Below are 16,102 nucleotides of genomic sequence, written 5' to 3'. Positions count from 1 at the left end.
TTCGTGCCGGCGGCTCATTGCCGAATCAACGAGCCGGTTTCGGGCAGGACGGGTGGGTTCCCGCAGTGACCAGATCGGCCACCGCGGTGCGCGGGTCTCCGCTGGTGACCAGGCCTTCGCCGACGAGTACGGCGTCAGCGCCGGCACCGGCATAGGCCAACAGGTCGGCGGTGCCCCGGACACCGGATTCTGCGACGCGGATGACCTTGCTGGGAAGACCCGGCGCGATGCGCGCGAAGCAGTCACGGTCAACCTCAAGGGTCTTCAGATCGCGGGCGTTCACCCCGATGACGGTGGCGCCGGCCGTCAGGGCGCGGTCCGCCTCCTCCTCGGTGTGCACTTCGACCAGTGCCGTCATCCCCAGCGATTCGGTGCGCTCCAGGAGTGACTCCAGCACCGACTGCTCCAACGCCGCCACGATCAGCAGCAGCATGTCGGCACCGTGCGCACGGGCCTCGTGGATCTGGTACGGCTTGACGATAAAGTCCTTGCGCAACACCGGAATTGACACCGCTGCCCGTACCGCGTCGAGATCCGCCAACGAGCCGTTGAAACGGCGCTCTTCGGTCAGCACGCTGACCACGCGGGCGCCGCCGTCCTGGTAGGCGCGGGCGAGCTCAGCCGGATCGGCAATGTTGGCCAGCGCGCCGCGCGACGGGCTGGCCCGCTTCACCTCTGCGATCACACCGATACCGGGTTCCCGCAGCGCCGCCATCACGTTGAGCGGTGCCGGAGCATCCTTGGCCCGCGCTTTGATGTCGGCAAGGCTGATCACGGCCTCGCGGGCGGCAACGTCGGCGCGCACGCCTTCGATGATGGAGTCGAGCACTGTGGCCGAACTCATCGCCCGTCGATTCCTTTCCGGTGTGCCCGGGACGATCCCGGTTGACCTCCCTGGAAGGGTAGTCGCCACCACACCTCGTCCTGTCACCGACCCTTGTTGTCCGGATCGGTCCCCTCACCTGTGGGATCGTGCCCCTCATCCAACGCGTCCCAGATCATGCGTTCGGACAGCGGTTCACCGGATTCGTCAGCCTGGGCCGCGGCGCGACGAGCCGCGGGCGCGGCGTAGCGCGTCGCGGCGGTACGCCCCTTGGCCGCGGAGCGCATGAACAGAACCGCACCGACCAACGCGCACACCGCTGCCACCAGCGTCAAGACCGCGCCGCCGTAGAAGCGCTCGGTCCCGGTGAGCTGCGCTACCGGCACTTCTCCCAGGTGAGCGGCCCGTACGGCGACATCCTTGACCACCCACAGGCTGACCGCCAGGTAACCCATGCCTGCACTTGCCGCCGCGACCAGCAGCGCCAGCAGTCGCATCGGCCACCCCCGCACCGCCAGCGCAGCCACCGCGGCCGCCAGCAACAGCAATGCCAGCGGAATCAGCGCCGTCGACCAGGTCGCGCCGGTCAAGGTGGTCGTCTTGGGCTGGCCGAGCCCGTCGAACGAGCCGACCTGCACCCAGGTCATGCGCGACGCGCCCCACAACGCCCCGGCGGCGACGACGAGCAGAACCTGCGCGATCCGCATCAACCTCATGGCTCGGCCAGGGTTGCCGCGGCCGCGATCGCGTTGAGCACGGCTTTGGCCTTGTTCGCTGATTCGTTGTACTCGTACGGCCCGTTGGAATCGGCCACGACTCCCCCGCCCGACTGCACGTAGGCGATGCCGTCACGCATCAACGTGGTTCGGATCGCGATCGCGAAATCGGCGTCGCCGGCGAAATCCAGGTACCCCAGCACGCCGCCGTAGAGACCCCGGCGGGTCTTCTCGACTTCCTCGATCAGCTCCATCGCCCGCACCTTGGGCGCGCCTGACAGCGTTCCCGCCGGGAAGCACGCGGTCACCGCATCCAGCGCTGTCTTGCCCTCCGCGAGCTCACCGGTCACCGTGGACACCAGGTGCATCACGTGGCTGTAGCGCTCGATGTGGCTGTAGTCCTCGACCCGCACGGTGCCGGGCCGGCAGACCCGGCCGAGGTCGTTGCGGCCCAGGTCGACCAGCATGAGGTGCTCGGCGCGCTCCTTGTCGTCGGCCAGCAGCTCCTTTTCGAGCAGCACGTCCTCTTCCTCGGTCTGCCCACGCCAGCGGGTGCCCGCGATCGGATGCGTCGTGGCCCGCCCGTCCTTGACGGTCACCAACGCCTCGGGACTCGACCCGACCACCGAGAAGTCCAGTCCGCCTTCGGCATTGGGCACGTTGAGCAGATACATGTAGGGACTCGGATTGGTCACCCGCAGGATCCGGTAGACGTCGAGCGGGTCGGCCTCGGTGTCCATCTCGAACCGCTGCGACGGCACCACCTGGAAGGCTTCGCCCGCCTCGATGTCGCCGACGAGCTTCTCCACGATCGCGCCGTACTCCTCGAGCGTGAGCTGGGCCCGGGCCGCGGGCGCGGGCCGGCTGAAGGTGGCCACCGTCGAGGTCAACGGCTGCCCCAGCGCCTTGGTCATCACGTCGAGCCGGGCCACGGCGTCGTCATACGCCCAGTCCACACGTTCGTCGGTGCCGTTCCAGTTCACCGCGTTGGCAATCAACGTGATGGTGCCCTCGTGGTGGTCGACGGCCGCGATGTCGGTGGCCAACAGCAGCAGCATGTCCGGCAGCCCCAGATCGTCGACCGCCAACTCGGGCAGCCGCTCCAGCCGCCGCACCATGTCGTAGGCGAAAAACCCGACCAAGCCCCCCGACAGCGGCGGCAGACCGGGCAACGCAGCGGTGGCCAACACGTCGAGCGTCGTCCGCAACGCCTGCAACGGGTCGCCACCGGTCGGCGCGCCCTGCGGGGTGGTGCCCAGCCACACCGCCTCGTTGTCACGCACCGTCAGGGCCGAGGGCGCACCGGCACCGATGAAGGACCATCGCGACCAGGACCGGCCGTTCTCCGCGGACTCGAGCAGGAACGTGCCGGGCCGGTTGGCGGCCAGCTTGCGGTAGGCCGACAGCGGCGTCTCGGAGTCGGCGAGCACCTTGCGCGTCACCGGTACCACCCGGTGCTCGGCGGCCAGGGCCCGGAAATCATCGCGCGAAGTCGTCCGGGCGAGGTTGTCGACGGGGTTTTGCACGGGTCAATCCTCCCAGACCTGGTGACTGCTGCTGGCGTAGCGTAGGCAGCCATGAAACGTGGCGATACCGTTGCCGAGTTCGAACTGCCGGATCAGACCGGCACGGTGCGGAGCCTGACCAGTTTGCTCGCCGACGGCCCGGTGGTGCTGTTCTTCTACCCGGCGGCGATGACGCCGGGTTGTACGAAGGAAGCCTGCCACTTCCGGGATCTCGCCGCAGAGTTCGCTGATGTCGGCGCGTCCCGGGTCGGCATCAGCACCGACCCGGTCGCCAAGCAGGCCAAGTTCGCCGACATCCAGCGGTTCGACTATCCGCTGCTGTCCGATGCCGACGGCAAGGTGGCCAGCCATTTCGGCGTCAAACGTGGCCTGCTCGGCAAGCTCATGCCCGTCAAGCGGACCACGTTCGTCATCGACACCGACCGCACCGTGCTGGAGGTGATCTCCAGCGAGATCAGCATGGACACCCACGCCGACAAGGCGCTGGAGGTGCTCAGGGCTCGTTGACGGCCCGCATCACCGCTGCCATCGACGCCGCGAGCACCGATTCGCTGCGCCCACACGCCCAGCGGACCTGACCGTCCCGGCGGTACTCCAGGTAGGTGACCGCAGAGCTGCCGACCGATTGTTGGGTCAGGCTCAGCACCTCGACGCGCCTGCCGATGTCGCCGAGCGCCTGCACCAAGGCGTCGACAGGGCCGATCCCGCGGTGTGCGCTGGTCTGCGCCCGGCCATCGACCGCCAGGGTGATTTCCGTGCCCGAGTCGCCGCCGGTGTGCCAGTCCTTCAGCTCCACCGAACCCCGGTTGTCCAGGTAGGTGGCCTCGAACAAGTCGTACAAGTCGGCGGCGGTGATTTCGGCACCCGATCGGTCGGTGTGGGTCTGCACGTGCCGGGCGAAGTCGATCTGCAGCCGGCGCGGCAGGTCCAGCCCGTACTCGGTGAGCAGCAGGTAGGCGATCCCACCCTTGCCCGACTGTGAGTTCACCCGGATCACTGCGTCATAGGTCCGGCCGATGTCGGCCGGATCGATAGGCAGATACGGTACCCGCCAATCGATTTCACGTTCGTCCCGGCCCTCTGCCGCGGCCCTGTTGCGATGTTCGGCCAGCCCCTTCTTGATCGCGTCCTGATGCGTTCCGGAGAACGCCGTGTGCACCAGGTCGCCGACGTACGGGTGCCGTTCGTGAATCGGCATTCTGGTGCAGTGCGCGACTGTGCGGGCGATGGCGTCGATGTCGGAGAAGTCGATCATCGGATCCACACCCTGCGCATAGAGGTTGAGCGCAAGGGTGGCGATGTCGACGTTGCCGGTGCGTTCCCCGTTGCCGAACACACAGCCCTCGACGCGTTGCGCGCCGGCGAGGACCGCCAATTCGGCGCACGCGATGCCGGTGCCGCGGTCGTTGTGCGGGTGTACTGACAGGATCACGCTGTCCCGGCGCGCGATGTTGCGATGCATGTACTCGATCTGGTCGGCGTACACGTTGGGAGTGGCCACCTCCACGGTGGCGGGCAGGTTGAGGATCACCGGACGCTGCGGCGTGGCCTGCCACTGGTCGGTGACGGCATCGCACAATTCCAGGACGTAGTCGGGTTCGGTGAGGTTGAAGACTTCCGGGGAGAACTCGAATCGAATGTTGGTGGCGTCGTCGACGAACTCGGCGACGTCGCGCGCCCCGGAGAGGATCAGCTCGCGCAGTTCCGCTCGGTCCTTGCCCAACACCGTGTTTCGCCACACCGGCGCGGTGGCCGCATACATGTGGATGACGACGTCGTTGCTGATGCCGCGGACCGACTGCACGGTGCGTTCGATCAGGTCGCGCCGGGCGGGCGTGAAAACCACGATCGTGACGTCTGGTGGCGCAATGTCGGTTTCGGCGAGCAGGCGCACGAAGTCGAAGTCGGTCTGTGAGGCCGACGGATAACCGACCTCGATCTCCTTGTACCCGATGGCGACCAGCAGTTCGAAGAATCGGCGTTTGCGGTCCGGGTCCATCGGTTCGGCGAGCGCCTGATTGCCGTCGCGCAGGTCGACGGGCACCCACAGCGGCGCTTCGGTGATCCGTGCGTCGGGCCAACGGCGTTGGGCCAGTGGTACATCCACGCGGTGGTAGACATCGGTGTAACGATGCCAGGGCATTCCAGAGGTTTGTTGACGGTTCCAGTTCATGAGTGCTTCCTGATCGGTCGGGGTGAAATCGACCGGCGCGACAGAGCCCCACGGCAGGGGGCCGGTCGGTCAGGCCCTGCCGAGGCAGCTAAGGAGAAGCACGCGCGTCATGATGGCTAGACTATACACAACTCCTCAGACAAGTAGAGAGGTTCTGATGGTTTCCCAGGTGCAACGGCATCCGTTGGCGGCGCAGACCGCGCAGCTGCTGCTGACCCGTATCCGTGATGGTGAATGGCCGCTCGGCCACCGGCTGCCCGGCGAAACCACGCTGGCCGCTCAGCTCGGTGTGGGCCGGTCGACGCTACGGGAGGCCATCCGCGAGCTCGCGGGCAAGGGCGTCCTGGACAGTCGCCAGGGTGCGGGCGTGTTCGTCACCGCGCTGGATGTGGCCGAAGATTGGGACACCGTGCTGCGGCGGACGACCATCGCCTCGGTGATCGAGGCCCGCATCGCGATCGAGGCCGAGGCAGCTGCCCTCGCCGCGACCCGCCGCACCCCGCCGATCTGCGCGCGATCCGCCGCACCCTGGCCGCCCGCGGCGTCGAAGGCCAGTCGGTACCCGATCACGTGGACGCCGACATGGCGTTTCACCGCGCGGTGATCGCCGCAGCCCACAACGACGTGCTGACGCAGTTGTTCGACGCCTTCCTGCCGCGGCTGCGGCTCGCGATGATCGACATGCTCAAGATCAAGCCGATCGAATCGGAGCCGTGCGACCACGCCCTGCACCAGCAGCTCGCGGACGCGATCATCGCGCGTGACCCCGCCGCGGCATCCGCATCAAGCCGAACCCACCTCAGCGCACTGAAGGAATCCTTTTCATGACACCAGTTTTGGAGATCACCGACGTGACATTCCGTCGCGACGGCAAGCAGATCATCGACGGCATCTCGCTGACCGTGCAGGCCGGCGAACATTGGGCGCTGCTCGGCCCGAACGGCGCGGGTAAGAGCACGCTGCTGGGATTCTGTGCGGCCGTGACGTTTCCGACGACCGGCACGGTGCGCGTACTGGGCGGGCAGATGGGACGCACCGATCTGGCGGTGCTGCGCCGCTCGATCGGCCACGTCAATCCCCGCCACCGCCTGCAGTACCCGTTGACTGTGCGCGAAGTGGTGCTCACCGGAATCACCGCCACGATCGACACCGCGGCGCGCTGGGAGCCGAGCCCCGCGCAGGTGGCCCGCGCCGAGGAGCTGATCGACACCGTGGGCCTGTCGGCTCGCGTCGACGCGGTCTGGCCGACGTTGTCCCAAGGCGAACGCGGCCGCACCCTGATCGCGCGCGCACTGATCTCCGATCCGCACCTGTTGTTGCTCGATGAGCCGACCACGGGCCTCGACGTCGCTGCGCGCGAACAGCTCCTGGAAACCCTTGACACGCTGGACGACTCGCATCCAGGCATGGCCTCGATCCTGGTCACCCACCACCTGGAGGAGCTGCCGACGTCCACCACGCACGCCCTGCTGATCGGTCAGGGCCGCACGGTCGCCAGCGGTGCCGCATTGTCGACGGTCACCACCGAGAATGTGACCGAGGCGTTCCAGCACCCGGTTGTCGTGGGGCACGAGGACGGCCGGTGGACGGCCCGGGCCAAGGCCAGCTCCCGCGTGCTCTGACCCGCGTCCTACGCGTTGGGGAGGCTAAGCTTCGCGGAGTCGCCGTCGGGCCTCCCGGTGCCGGGTTACCGGGGTGGTGTCGATGACGCGCTTGACCATGGTCGCGAGGAACCGCGCCGGCTGTAGCTCCGGGGGCACCGTGTCATGGCGGATGGCGATGTCGGGCAGCGCGGCGACGGCCTCGTCGACTGCGGCGGTGGCGACGTCGACGATCTCGAAAAGCGTGTCAGGATCGGCTGTTTCGATGCTGTCGGCCTCCTCGATCTCGTCGCTCGGTTCGGCATCGTGGTCGATCATGATCAGCGCCACAGCGTGGTACGCGTCATCCTCGGTGCCGAGCTTGGCCAACAGATCGATGAGCCATTCGGCCTTGTCCGGCTCCGAGGTCAAGATGGTCGAGCGCAGACCGTAGACGAACCCGAGGGCCGCAAGCGGATGCCGCAAGCGCAGATTCTTGGCGTCGCCGTAGCTTTCCTCGACCCGGTTGGCGGCGTTCTTGCCGAAGCTGGAATCCATGCGCTTGGTGCTGATCAGCAACTCAGGCCCGGTGTCCCAGTCTGACATCACCACGTCGACCTGCTTCATGTAATGCTTGCCGAGCACACTCGCACTCGAACCCGACACGCCCTTCATCGAGCGGCGCAGCCGAGTTTCGATGAGCTGACGTTCGCGGACCGGAAGGGCGTCAAGCAGATTCGCGATGGCGCCGGGCATGATGCGTGGTTCGGTGGCACGCGGCCAGACGGCCTGTGGGTCGAACCCGGCACGACGCAGCTCGTAGGAGAGCCACACGTCCAATGCCAGGGCCGGCACCCCCGTGGTCGACGGCGCGTCGAGATACAGCGGGACACCGAGCAACCGGCGCAGCACCCGAAAATCGGGCGCGTATGTCAAGGCGCCGTCGATACGCACCCACGGGTTGGTGTGCACTCCGCCGGGAGCGGCGTCGGCCACGATCCGGTCGAAGATTGCCCAAGCGGTGGCTTTCGTCGACGGTTCAGCGGGCACGCCGTGACCTTACCGCCCGCCGGGTTGCCAACGAATGACGCGCTGCCCGTATCGAATCCAGATCGGTGCCGACGGCAAGCGCCGCGTCGACGACATCGACGGCCTCGAGGAGCGCACCTCGGGCCAGCAGGGCGGCCACCGGGCGGCGGGCGGCGCGGAGTTCTGCGGCGCGGGCGACGACGAACTCGGGCGATGGCACCAGCCAGCGATCGGCCTCTCGCGGTTCGATCTTGAGGATGCCACCGCCATACGATCGGCCCACCATCTCCGCATGCAGCAGGGTCACCGAGTTCAGCGCGGCCAGCGCCAGCAGATCCCTGCCGGCCGTGGTGAGCCCGTCACGCAGGTAGACCCCGTGCACCGAGTTGAGGTGATGCGCACCCGCGCGGTTGGTGACCAGCCGCGGAGTGTCGGCGTTCATGCACGTCAACAGCAGGTCGGCCGGTGGCACGAGCGGCACCTGATACCAGGGCGTGCGGACCCGGCACTTGTAGGCCAGGTGCACGCCGGCGGCATGGCCCGCATCGACATAGCGCTGCGCCGCTGCCGACAGCCGGCCGACCGGACGGAACAGATGCACCGCTCTGCCGTCCTCCCCCAGTTTCCTGGCCTGCTCGGCCGTGAAGGTGAGGCCCCGCAGGTGCGCACTGCCGGGCGGCGACAGCGGTAACAGGTCGGTGCGCCGCAGGCCCAATTCGCGGACTCGGTCGGGCGACAGCGCGAAGAAGCCGTTGTTGCCGGTCACCATGCCGAGCGTGGTGTCCCCCCACTGCTCCAGCGGCGTGAACAGGCCCGCGGCCTCCAGGCCGTGCAGCGTCTCCACCGGTGCGTTGCCGATCAGGCCGCTGACCCATTTGTCGGACGGGTCGCGTGGCGACCAACTGCGTTGCACCAGTTCGGAACTGAGCGATCGCGCATTCTGGGCCCGGTGGATGACGGCATGCCCCGACGGGCCCTCATCGAATCCGTCGGCCAGCAGCAGCACCACATCGGCCTCGGCCTCGGGAAAGACCTGCTCGTCGAACATCACCAATTCGACGCGGGCGAACCGGTCGAACAGGAACTTCCGTACCGCGGCGGCATAATTCACGCTGAGCAGCTCGGCGGGCAGCACCAGGGCCATCCGGCCACCGGGCCGCAGGAACAGCGCGGCGTGCACGGTGAACGCGGCCCAGCTGGACGCCAGCGCGGAGAGCGCCACCCCGGCGTTGAGCGCGGCGCGGCGCGACTGCGCGCGGGCCATGCCCCGGAAGTCCTGGTACCGGATGTAGGGCGGGTTGCCGATCACCGCCGCGTAGGCCGGTCGCGGTTCGATGGTGAAGAAGTCGGCTGTCGTGATCCGAGCCGTGCCGCCGGCGTCGGCGACGCGTCTGCGCGCAGTGGCCGCGCTGGCGGCGTGGAGCTCCACGCCGTCCACCGACGGCTGTGCAGCACCCAGCTCCGCCAGTCGATTGACCGCCTCGACGAGGAACGCGGCTTCCCCGGCCGCGGGTTCGAAGACCGTATCGTTGGCGTCCCGGACCGCCCATCGCGTGAGATAACGGGTGATGTCCGGCGGGGTGAAGAAAGCACCGCGCGCTTTGCGGATCGCAGCGGTGTCGGTCATCCCGTCATTGTTGCCGACGGCACCGACAAGTTCGGGCACCGCAACGCTGATGATTCCACTGCTCTGATCGAACCGTTTGCCGGAACCGTCAGCTGCGGTGCCGGTGCACCGGAAAGCGTGGTCGGTGGGCGCTCAGTGCATTTTCGCAGCTGGCTATCCCTCGGGTTCGGCCCCGAGTAACAGATCCGCGTCGAAGCACGTATGCGCACCCGTGTGACAGGCGCCGCCGACTTGGTCGACCTCGAGCAAGACGGTGTCACCGTCACAGTCCAGGCGGACCGAATGCACGTGCTGGGTGTGCCCGGACGTCGCACCTTTGATCCACTGCTCACCGCGGGACCGGGAAAAGTAGGTGGCCTCGCGGGTTTCGAGGGTGCGGGCCAGGGCGTCGTCGTCCATCCAGGCGACCATGAGCACGTCACCGGTGCCACGTTCCTGCACCACGGCGGTGAACAGACCGTCGGCGTTACGCTTGAGTCGCGCGGCGATGTTCGGATCCAGACTCATCTGACCACACCTCGATCTGCGCTCATCGGACGGTGATCCCTTCCGCCGCCATCGCCGCCTTCACCTCCGCGATGGTCAATTCGCGGAAATGGAAGACGCTCGCCGCCAATACGGCGTCAGCCCCTGCAACAACCGCGGGCGCGAAATGTTCCACGGAACCGGCGCCGCCACTGGCGATCACGGGAACCGACACCGCAGCGCGCACCGCGCGGAGCATTGCCAGATCGAAACCGGCCTTGGTGCCGTCGCGGTCCATCGAGTTGAGCAGGATCTCGCCGACGCCGAGCTCCGCACCACGCACGGCCCACTCGATGGCGTCGATGCCGGTACCCCGGCGGCCACCGTGCGTCGTCACCTCCCAGCCCGACGGCGTCGGGGTGCTGCCCTCGGGCACGGTGCGCGCGTCGACACTCAGCACGATGCACTGCGACCCGAACTGCCGCGACATCTCGGCGAGCAGTTCCGGGCGTGCGATCGCAGCGGTGTTGACCGACACCTTGTCGGCGCCGGCGCGCAGCAGCACGTCGACATCCTCGACCGCGCGCACCCCGCCACCGACCGTCAGCGGAATGAAGACCTGCTCGGCGGTGCGCTTGACCACCTCGAGCATGGTGGCGCGGCCCGACGACGACGCGGTCACGTCGAGAAACGTCAGCTCGTCGGCGCCCTCGGCGTCATAGGCGGCCGCGAGTTCCACGGGATCGCCTGCATCCCTGAGGTTTTCGAAGTTGACTCCCTTGACCACCCGGCCCGCGTCGACGTCGAGGCACGGAATCACCCTCGTGGCCACGTCGGTACTGGTGCTCACAGGTAGTCCTCCGGGTTGCCAGTGGATTTCACGATTTCCAGCATTCGTTCGTGCACGCCCGGCGCTGCGGCCAGCGCGGATTTCGATGTGGGTGTCCACGGCGCACCGGTCAGGTCGGTCACGATGCCGCCCGCGGCGCGGACCAGGGCGACACCTGCCGCGTGGTCCCAGATGTGGTGGCCGAAACTGATGGCGCCACCGAGGATCCCGGCAGCGACGTAGGCGAGGTCGACACCGGTCGCCCCGTGCATCCGCAGCCGCGAGCATTCCTTGCTGAGGTTCGCCAGTATGGCCGCGCGATAGCGTCCCGGGAACCGTCCGCGTGACTCGATGTTGAACGTCTGGATACCGACGATCGAGTCGGCCAGTCCCGGTGAGGCGAGCGGAGGTTGCGCGATGCCGTTGTCCCGGAACGGCTGCCCCGCCAATGCGGAGTATCGCTGGCCCATGAACGGCAACCATGTCAACCCGGCAACGGGCTCTCCGTCGCTCAACAGGGCCAGCAGGATGGCCGCCATGGGTGATCCCGCCGCATAGTTGAACGTCCCGTCGATCGGGTCGAGCACCCATACCAAGGGCGAATCGATCGGCTCGCCACCGAATTCCTCACCGTGCACGCCGATGCCGGTCGCCTCGGTCAATGCCCGCACGACTTGGCGTTCGATGGCCAGGTCGACCTCGGTCGCGAAATCGTTGCCCTTCTTGCGGACCGCCGAATCGGCGCGGTGCCCCGCGACGAACGGCACCGCCGCGGCGTCGAGAATCTCGGCGGCCGTGGCGACCAGGCTCTCCAACCGCGACGGGTCCATCGTGTTCGGGGCCATCAGCGCGGCTATCCGCTGACCGCGGCCAGCGCCTCCGGCAACGTGAACCGTCCGGCGTACAAGGCCTTTCCGACGATGGCACCTTCGATGCCCTGGTCGGTGAGCGTGGCGATGGCCCGGAGATCGTCGAGGCTCGACACACCACCCGAAGCGATCACCGGTGCTTCGGTCCGCGCCGCGACACTGCTCAGCAGCTCGAGGTTGGGGCCGTTGAGGGTGCCGTCCTTGGTGACGTCGGTCACGACGAAGCGCGAACACCCCTCGCCGTCAAGGCGTTCCAGCACGGGCCAGAGGTCGCCGCCGTCGGTCTCCCAACCGCGGCCGCGCAACCGGTAGTCACCGCCGTCGATCTTCACGTCGAGGCCTACGGCGACCTTGTCACCGTGCTCGGCGATCGCGCGGGCACACCACTGTGGGTTTTCCAGCGCGGCGGTGCCGAGGTTGACCCGGGCACAACCGGTGGCCAGTGCCGCCTTGAGCGATTCGTCGTCGCGGATACCGCCCGACAATTCGACTGCCACGTCGAGTTTCCCGACCACCTCGGCGAGCAGTTCGCGGTTGGATCCCCGGCCGAATGCCGCATCGAGATCCACCAGATGGATCCACTCGGCGCCGTCGCGCTGCCAGCCCAGGGCAGCATCCAGCGCCGAGCCGTACTCGGTTTCACTGCCGGCCTGGCCCTGGACCAGTCGCACGGCGCGACCTTCCACGACGTCGACTGCGGGAAGAAGAATTAATGACACGTGGGGCTACCTTACTTGTCTCGTCAGCTCAGGCTCTCGACCCAGTTGCGCAGCAGCGCCGCACCGGCGTCACCGCTCTTCTCGGGATGGAACTGCGTGGCCGACAGCGGACCGTCCTCGACCGCGGCCAGGAACGGCACGTGATGGGTTGCCCAGGTGAGCAACGCATCCGGCTTGCCCTCCCAGGTTTGTGCGGCGTAGGAGTGCACGAAATAGAAGCGCGTGGCCGCGTCGAGCCCTTTGAACAGCGTGCTGCCCGCCGCAGCCTCGACCACGTTCCAGCCCATGTGGGGGATCACCGGGGCATCGAGCCGCGTCACCGACCCCGGCCATTGCCCGCAGCCGGCCGACTCGACACCGAATTCGACGCCGCGCGCGAACAGGATCTGCATCCCCACGCACACCCCGAGCACGGGCCGCCCGGCCGCGAGCCGGTCGGCGATGATCTTCTCGCCGCCGATGCCGCGCAGTCCGGTCATGCAGGCCTCGAACGCCCCGACGCCCGGCACCACCAGGCCGTCCGCCGCGGCCGCGGCGCCCGGATCTGCGGTCACCTCGACCTCGGCACCGACCCGCTCCAGTGCCCGCTGGGCCGAGCGGAGATTGCCCGACCCGTAGTCAAGGACGATGACTTTCTTTGTCACAGAGCGCCTTTGGTTGACGGTATGCCGGTCACGCGGGGGTCGTACTCGACCGCTTGGCGCAATGCCCGCGCCACGGCCTTGTACTGGGCTTCGGTGATGTGGTGGGGATCGCGGCCGTAGATGGTGCGCACGTGCAGGGCGATGCGGGCGTTGAACGCCAACGACTCGAACACGTGCCGGTTGATCACGGTGTGGTACGGCGTGCTCGACCCGGCGATGGTGAACTCCACCATGTAGTCCGGTTCTCCGCTGTGCACGAAGTACGGCCGGCCGGACACGTCGACCGCAGCGTGCGCGAGCGTCTCGTCCATCGGGATGAAGGCGTCGCCGAACCGGCGGATACCGGCCTTGTCCCCCAGTGCCTGGCCGAGCGCCTGGCCCAGCACGATCGCGGTGTCCTCGACGGTGTGGTGACCCTCGATCTCGATGTCACCCTTCGCGTGCACGGTGAGGTCGAAACTGGCGTGGCTGCCCAGCGAGATCAGCATGTGATCGAAGAACGGAACCCCGGTGTCGATGTCGACGACACCGGTGCCGTCGAGGTCGATCTCGACGACGATGTCGGATTCCTTGGTCTTGCGTTCGACTCTTGCGCGGCGGTTCGCCGAGGCGGTCATGGCGCTCCTACTGGGCTGGTGAGTTCGGTCTTGGCCAATTCGGCGCTGGCGGCCAGGAAGGCGTCGTTCTCCGCGGCCAGGCCGACGGTGGTGCGCAGGAATCCGGGGATGCCGACGTCGCGGATCAGCACGCCCGCGTCGAGATAACGCTGCCAGGTCGCGGGTGCGTCGGCGAATTCACCGAACAGTACGAAGTTGGCGTCGCTGGGAATCACCCGATACCCCAGCCGGGCGAGCTCGGCGCTGACCCGGTCGCGTTCCGCGGCGAGGGTGGCCACACTGCCCAGGGTGTCGTCGGCATGGCGCAGCGCTGCCCGGGCCGCGGCTTGGGTGAGCACCGAAAGGTGGTACGGCAACCGCACCAGCAGCAGGGCGTCGATCACGGCCGGTGAGGCCGCCAGGTAACCCAGCCGGCCGCCGGCGAAGGCGAACGCCTTGCTCATGGTGCGGGACACCACGAGCTTTGCCGGGTACTCCGCGAGCAGTGCGACCGCACTGGGCTGCGACGAGAATTCGCCGTAGGCCTCGTCGAGAATCAGCATGCCGCCCGGCATGGCGTCGAGCAGCCGGCGCAGGTCATCGAGCGGAACGCTCTGTCCCGACGGGTTGTTCGGGCTCGCCACGAACACGACGTCGGGCTTGCGGTCTTCGATCGCCGCCACGGCCGCGTCCACATCCAGGCTGAAATCGCCGGCGCGGGCGGCCTGCAACCATTCCGTCTGGGTGCCGTCGGAGATGATCGGGTGCATCGAGTAGGACGGCACGAAACCGATCGCGCTGCGGCCCGGCCCGCCGAAAGCCTGCAGGAGCTGCTGCAAGATCTCATTGGAACCGTTTGCCGCCCACAGGTTCTCGGCGGTCAGCGTCACTCCGGTGGCCGAGGTCAGGTAGGCCGCCAGATCGGTGCGCAGCGCGACCGCGTCGCGGTCCGGATACCGGTGCAGTTCGGCAGCGGCGTCGCGCACCGAAGCCGCGACGTCGTCGATGAGCGCCTGCGTGGGCGGGTGCGGGTTCTCGTTGGTGTTCAGCCGCACCGGAACCTGCAGCTGCGGTGCCCCGTAAGGCGATTTGCCGCGCAGGTTGTCCCGCAGCGGCAGATCGGCCAATGTCACCTCTGTCACCGCTCGAACCTCCGTCGTACTGCCTCGCCGTGGGCGGGTAGATCCTCTGCCTTCGACAGCGTGATCACATGTCCGGAAACGTCTTTCAGTGCCGCCTCGTCGTACTCCACCACGTGGATGCCACGCAGGAACGTCTGCACGGAAAGCCCGCTGGAGTGACGCGCGCAGCCGGCGGTGGGCAGCACGTGATTGGATCCGGCGCAGTAGTCGCCGAGGCTCACCGGCGACCACGCTCCCACGAATATCGCGCCGGCCGAACGGATCCGGCCCGCGACATCGGCAGCGTCGACGGTCTGGATCTCCAGGTGCTCGGCCGCGTACGCATTGACGGTCCGGATGCCTGCCTCGATGTCGTCGACGAGCACGATCGCGGACTGCTGACCGGACAGCGCCGCGGTGACGCGCTCGACGTGCACCGTGGTGGCCAATTGAGCGGTGAGTTCGCGGTCGGTGGCGTCGGCGAGTGCGACGCTGTCGGTGACCAGCACGCTGGCGGCCATCTCGTCGTGCTCGGCCTGGCTGATCAGGTCGGCGGCGACGTGCACGGGATCTGCGGTGTGGTCGGCCAGGATCGCGATCTCGGTCGGTCCGGCCTCGGCGTCGATGCCCACCTGGGAACGGCAGATGCGCTTGGCGGCCGTGACATAGATGTTGCCGGGGCCGGTGATCATGTCGACCGGCGCCAGCTCGGTGTCGTCGGTGTCGGTGCCGCCGTAGGCCAGCAACGCGACGGCCTGAGCCCCGCCGACCGCCCACACCTCGTCCACGCCGAGGAGCGCGGCGGCCGCCAGGATCGTGGGATGGGGCAGTCCACCGAACTGGGCCTGCGGCGGGCTCGCGATCACCAGGGAGTCGACGCCAGCCGTCTGCGCGGGCACCACGTTCATCACGACGCTCGACGGATAGACGGCGTTGCCGCCCGGCACGTAGAGGCCGACCCGTTCGACGGGCACCCACCGCTCGGTGACGGTCGCACCGGGAGCCAGGACCGTGGTGGTGTCGGTGCGGCGCTGATCGGCGTGCACAGCCCGCGCGCGGTCGATCGACACCTGCAACGCGGCGCGCACATCGGGGGCGAGCTCGTCGAGCGCCTGCGCCAACGCGGCGGCAGGCACCCGCACCGTCGCGGGCCGCACTCCGTCGAACGACTCGCCGTACTCCAGGGCGGCGACGGCACCCCGCTCGGCGACCGCTTCGACGATCGGACGGACCTTCGGCACGACCGCGTCCACGTCGACGCCACCGCGCGGCAGGGCGCCACGCAGTTGCGCGGCGTTCATGGAACGGTTACGCAGGTCGATACGGGACATCTGAAATTCGGGCATCGCCACAATTGTCCCTGATCAGTCCAGCTGAATAAAAAT

General features: G+C 68.0%; 16 protein-coding genes and 1 pseudogene. 3 read left to right on the top strand and 14 right to left on the bottom strand.

Features of this window, described 5'->3' with window-relative positions; genetic code table 11:
• Nucleotides 1-25: 25 nt before the first annotated feature.
• The 3 genes from trpC to G6N67_RS30805 form a co-directional block, all read right to left on the bottom strand.
• Nucleotides 26-844, bottom strand: coding sequence for an indole-3-glycerol phosphate synthase TrpC (trpC, locus tag G6N67_RS30815; protein WP_036441864.1), 819 nt, complete (start codon nucleotides 842-844; stop codon nucleotides 26-28).
• A gap of 83 nt (nucleotides 845-927) precedes the next feature.
• A complete protein-coding gene (locus tag G6N67_RS30810) occupies nucleotides 928-1,533 on the bottom strand; it encodes a TIGR02234 family membrane protein (protein ID WP_036442310.1) in 606 nt (201 codons plus the stop codon).
• Nucleotides 1,534-1,535: 2 nt separating this feature from the next.
• Complete coding sequence (locus G6N67_RS30805) at nucleotides 1,536-3,065, bottom strand: anthranilate synthase component I (protein ID WP_036441860.1); 1,530 nt, start codon at nucleotides 3,063-3,065, stop codon at nucleotides 1,536-1,538.
• Nucleotides 3,066-3,116: 51 nt separating this feature from the next.
• On the opposite strand from G6N67_RS30805, the gene G6N67_RS30800 reads away from it, so the two are divergent.
• Nucleotides 3,117-3,572 carry a peroxiredoxin gene (locus tag G6N67_RS30800; RefSeq protein ID WP_036441857.1) on the top strand — a complete coding sequence of 152 codons (456 nt, stop codon included), beginning with the start codon at nucleotides 3,117-3,119 and terminating at the stop codon, nucleotides 3,570-3,572.
• Here the strand turns inward: G6N67_RS30800 and G6N67_RS30795 are convergent.
• The gene (locus tag G6N67_RS30795) at nucleotides 3,559-5,208 is read right to left on the bottom strand and encodes a 2-isopropylmalate synthase (protein ID WP_036441854.1); all 1,650 of its coding nucleotides are present in this window, start codon (nucleotides 5,206-5,208) and stop codon (nucleotides 3,559-3,561) included. The genes G6N67_RS30800 and G6N67_RS30795 overlap by 14 nt on opposite strands.
• 187 nt (nucleotides 5,209-5,395) lie before the next feature.
• Here G6N67_RS30795 and G6N67_RS30790 point away from each other — a divergent pair.
• A pseudogene (locus G6N67_RS30790) lies at nucleotides 5,396-6,066 on the top strand (FadR/GntR family transcriptional regulator).
• Entirely contained in the window at nucleotides 6,063-6,860 is a 798-nt protein-coding gene (locus G6N67_RS30785) for an ABC transporter ATP-binding protein (protein WP_036441847.1), read from the top strand. The pseudogene G6N67_RS30790 and the gene G6N67_RS30785 overlap by 4 nt, the downstream one beginning before the upstream one ends.
• Before the next feature lie 24 nt (nucleotides 6,861-6,884).
• Here G6N67_RS30785 and G6N67_RS30780 read toward each other — a convergent pair whose 3' ends face one another.
• The 10 genes from G6N67_RS30780 to hisD form a co-directional block, all read right to left on the bottom strand.
• Nucleotides 6,885-7,868, bottom strand: coding sequence for a hypothetical protein (locus tag G6N67_RS30780; RefSeq protein WP_036441844.1), 984 nt, complete (start codon nucleotides 7,866-7,868; stop codon nucleotides 6,885-6,887).
• A complete protein-coding gene (locus tag G6N67_RS30775; protein WP_051579290.1) occupies nucleotides 7,858-9,474 on the bottom strand; it encodes an N-6 DNA methylase in 1,617 nt (538 codons plus the stop codon). The genes G6N67_RS30780 and G6N67_RS30775 overlap by 11 nt, the downstream gene beginning before the upstream one ends.
• Before the next feature lie 153 nt (nucleotides 9,475-9,627).
• Nucleotides 9,628-9,981: a phosphoribosyl-AMP cyclohydrolase gene (gene hisI, locus G6N67_RS30770; RefSeq protein WP_036441838.1), complete on the bottom strand. Its 354-nt coding sequence runs from the start codon at nucleotides 9,979-9,981 to the stop codon at nucleotides 9,628-9,630.
• A 22-nt stretch (nucleotides 9,982-10,003) separates the two neighbouring features.
• Nucleotides 10,004-10,789: an imidazole glycerol phosphate synthase subunit HisF gene (gene hisF, locus G6N67_RS30765; RefSeq protein ID WP_036441835.1), complete on the bottom strand. Its 786-nt coding sequence runs from the start codon at nucleotides 10,787-10,789 to the stop codon at nucleotides 10,004-10,006.
• Nucleotides 10,786-11,613, bottom strand: coding sequence for an inositol monophosphatase family protein (locus tag G6N67_RS30760; protein WP_229478326.1), 828 nt, complete (start codon nucleotides 11,611-11,613; stop codon nucleotides 10,786-10,788). Before G6N67_RS30760 ends, hisF begins: the two co-directional genes overlap by 4 nt.
• Nucleotides 11,614-11,621: 8 nt before the next feature.
• Nucleotides 11,622-12,356: a bifunctional 1-(5-phosphoribosyl)-5-((5-phosphoribosylamino)methylideneamino)imidazole-4-carboxamide isomerase/phosphoribosylanthranilate isomerase PriA gene (gene priA, locus G6N67_RS30755; RefSeq protein WP_036441829.1), complete on the bottom strand. Its 735-nt coding sequence runs from the start codon at nucleotides 12,354-12,356 to the stop codon at nucleotides 11,622-11,624.
• A 23-nt stretch (nucleotides 12,357-12,379) separates the two neighbouring features.
• Nucleotides 12,380-13,000: an imidazole glycerol phosphate synthase subunit HisH gene (hisH, locus tag G6N67_RS30750; RefSeq protein WP_036441826.1), complete on the bottom strand. Its 621-nt coding sequence runs from the start codon at nucleotides 12,998-13,000 to the stop codon at nucleotides 12,380-12,382.
• On the bottom strand, nucleotides 12,997-13,617 hold the full coding sequence (gene hisB, locus G6N67_RS30745; RefSeq protein ID WP_036441823.1) for an imidazoleglycerol-phosphate dehydratase HisB: 621 nt from the start codon (nucleotides 13,615-13,617) through the stop codon (nucleotides 12,997-12,999). Before hisB ends, hisH begins: the two co-directional genes overlap by 4 nt.
• Nucleotides 13,614-14,738, bottom strand: a complete 1,125-nt coding sequence (locus G6N67_RS30740; RefSeq protein WP_036441817.1) for a histidinol-phosphate transaminase — start codon at nucleotides 14,736-14,738, stop codon at nucleotides 13,614-13,616. The genes hisB and G6N67_RS30740 overlap by 4 nt, the downstream gene beginning before the upstream one ends.
• Entirely contained in the window at nucleotides 14,735-16,063 is a 1,329-nt protein-coding gene (hisD, locus tag G6N67_RS30735; RefSeq protein ID WP_036441814.1) for a histidinol dehydrogenase, read from the bottom strand. Before hisD ends, G6N67_RS30740 begins: the two co-directional genes overlap by 4 nt.
• Nucleotides 16,064-16,102: the final 39 nt, after the last annotated feature.

Source organism: Mycolicibacterium mageritense (assembly GCF_010727475.1).
Lineage (GTDB): Bacteria > Actinomycetota > Actinomycetes > Mycobacteriales > Mycobacteriaceae > Mycobacterium > Mycobacterium mageritense.
Note: the sequence above shows the minus strand (reverse complement) of the source record. Positions and strands in the feature narration are given on the sequence as shown.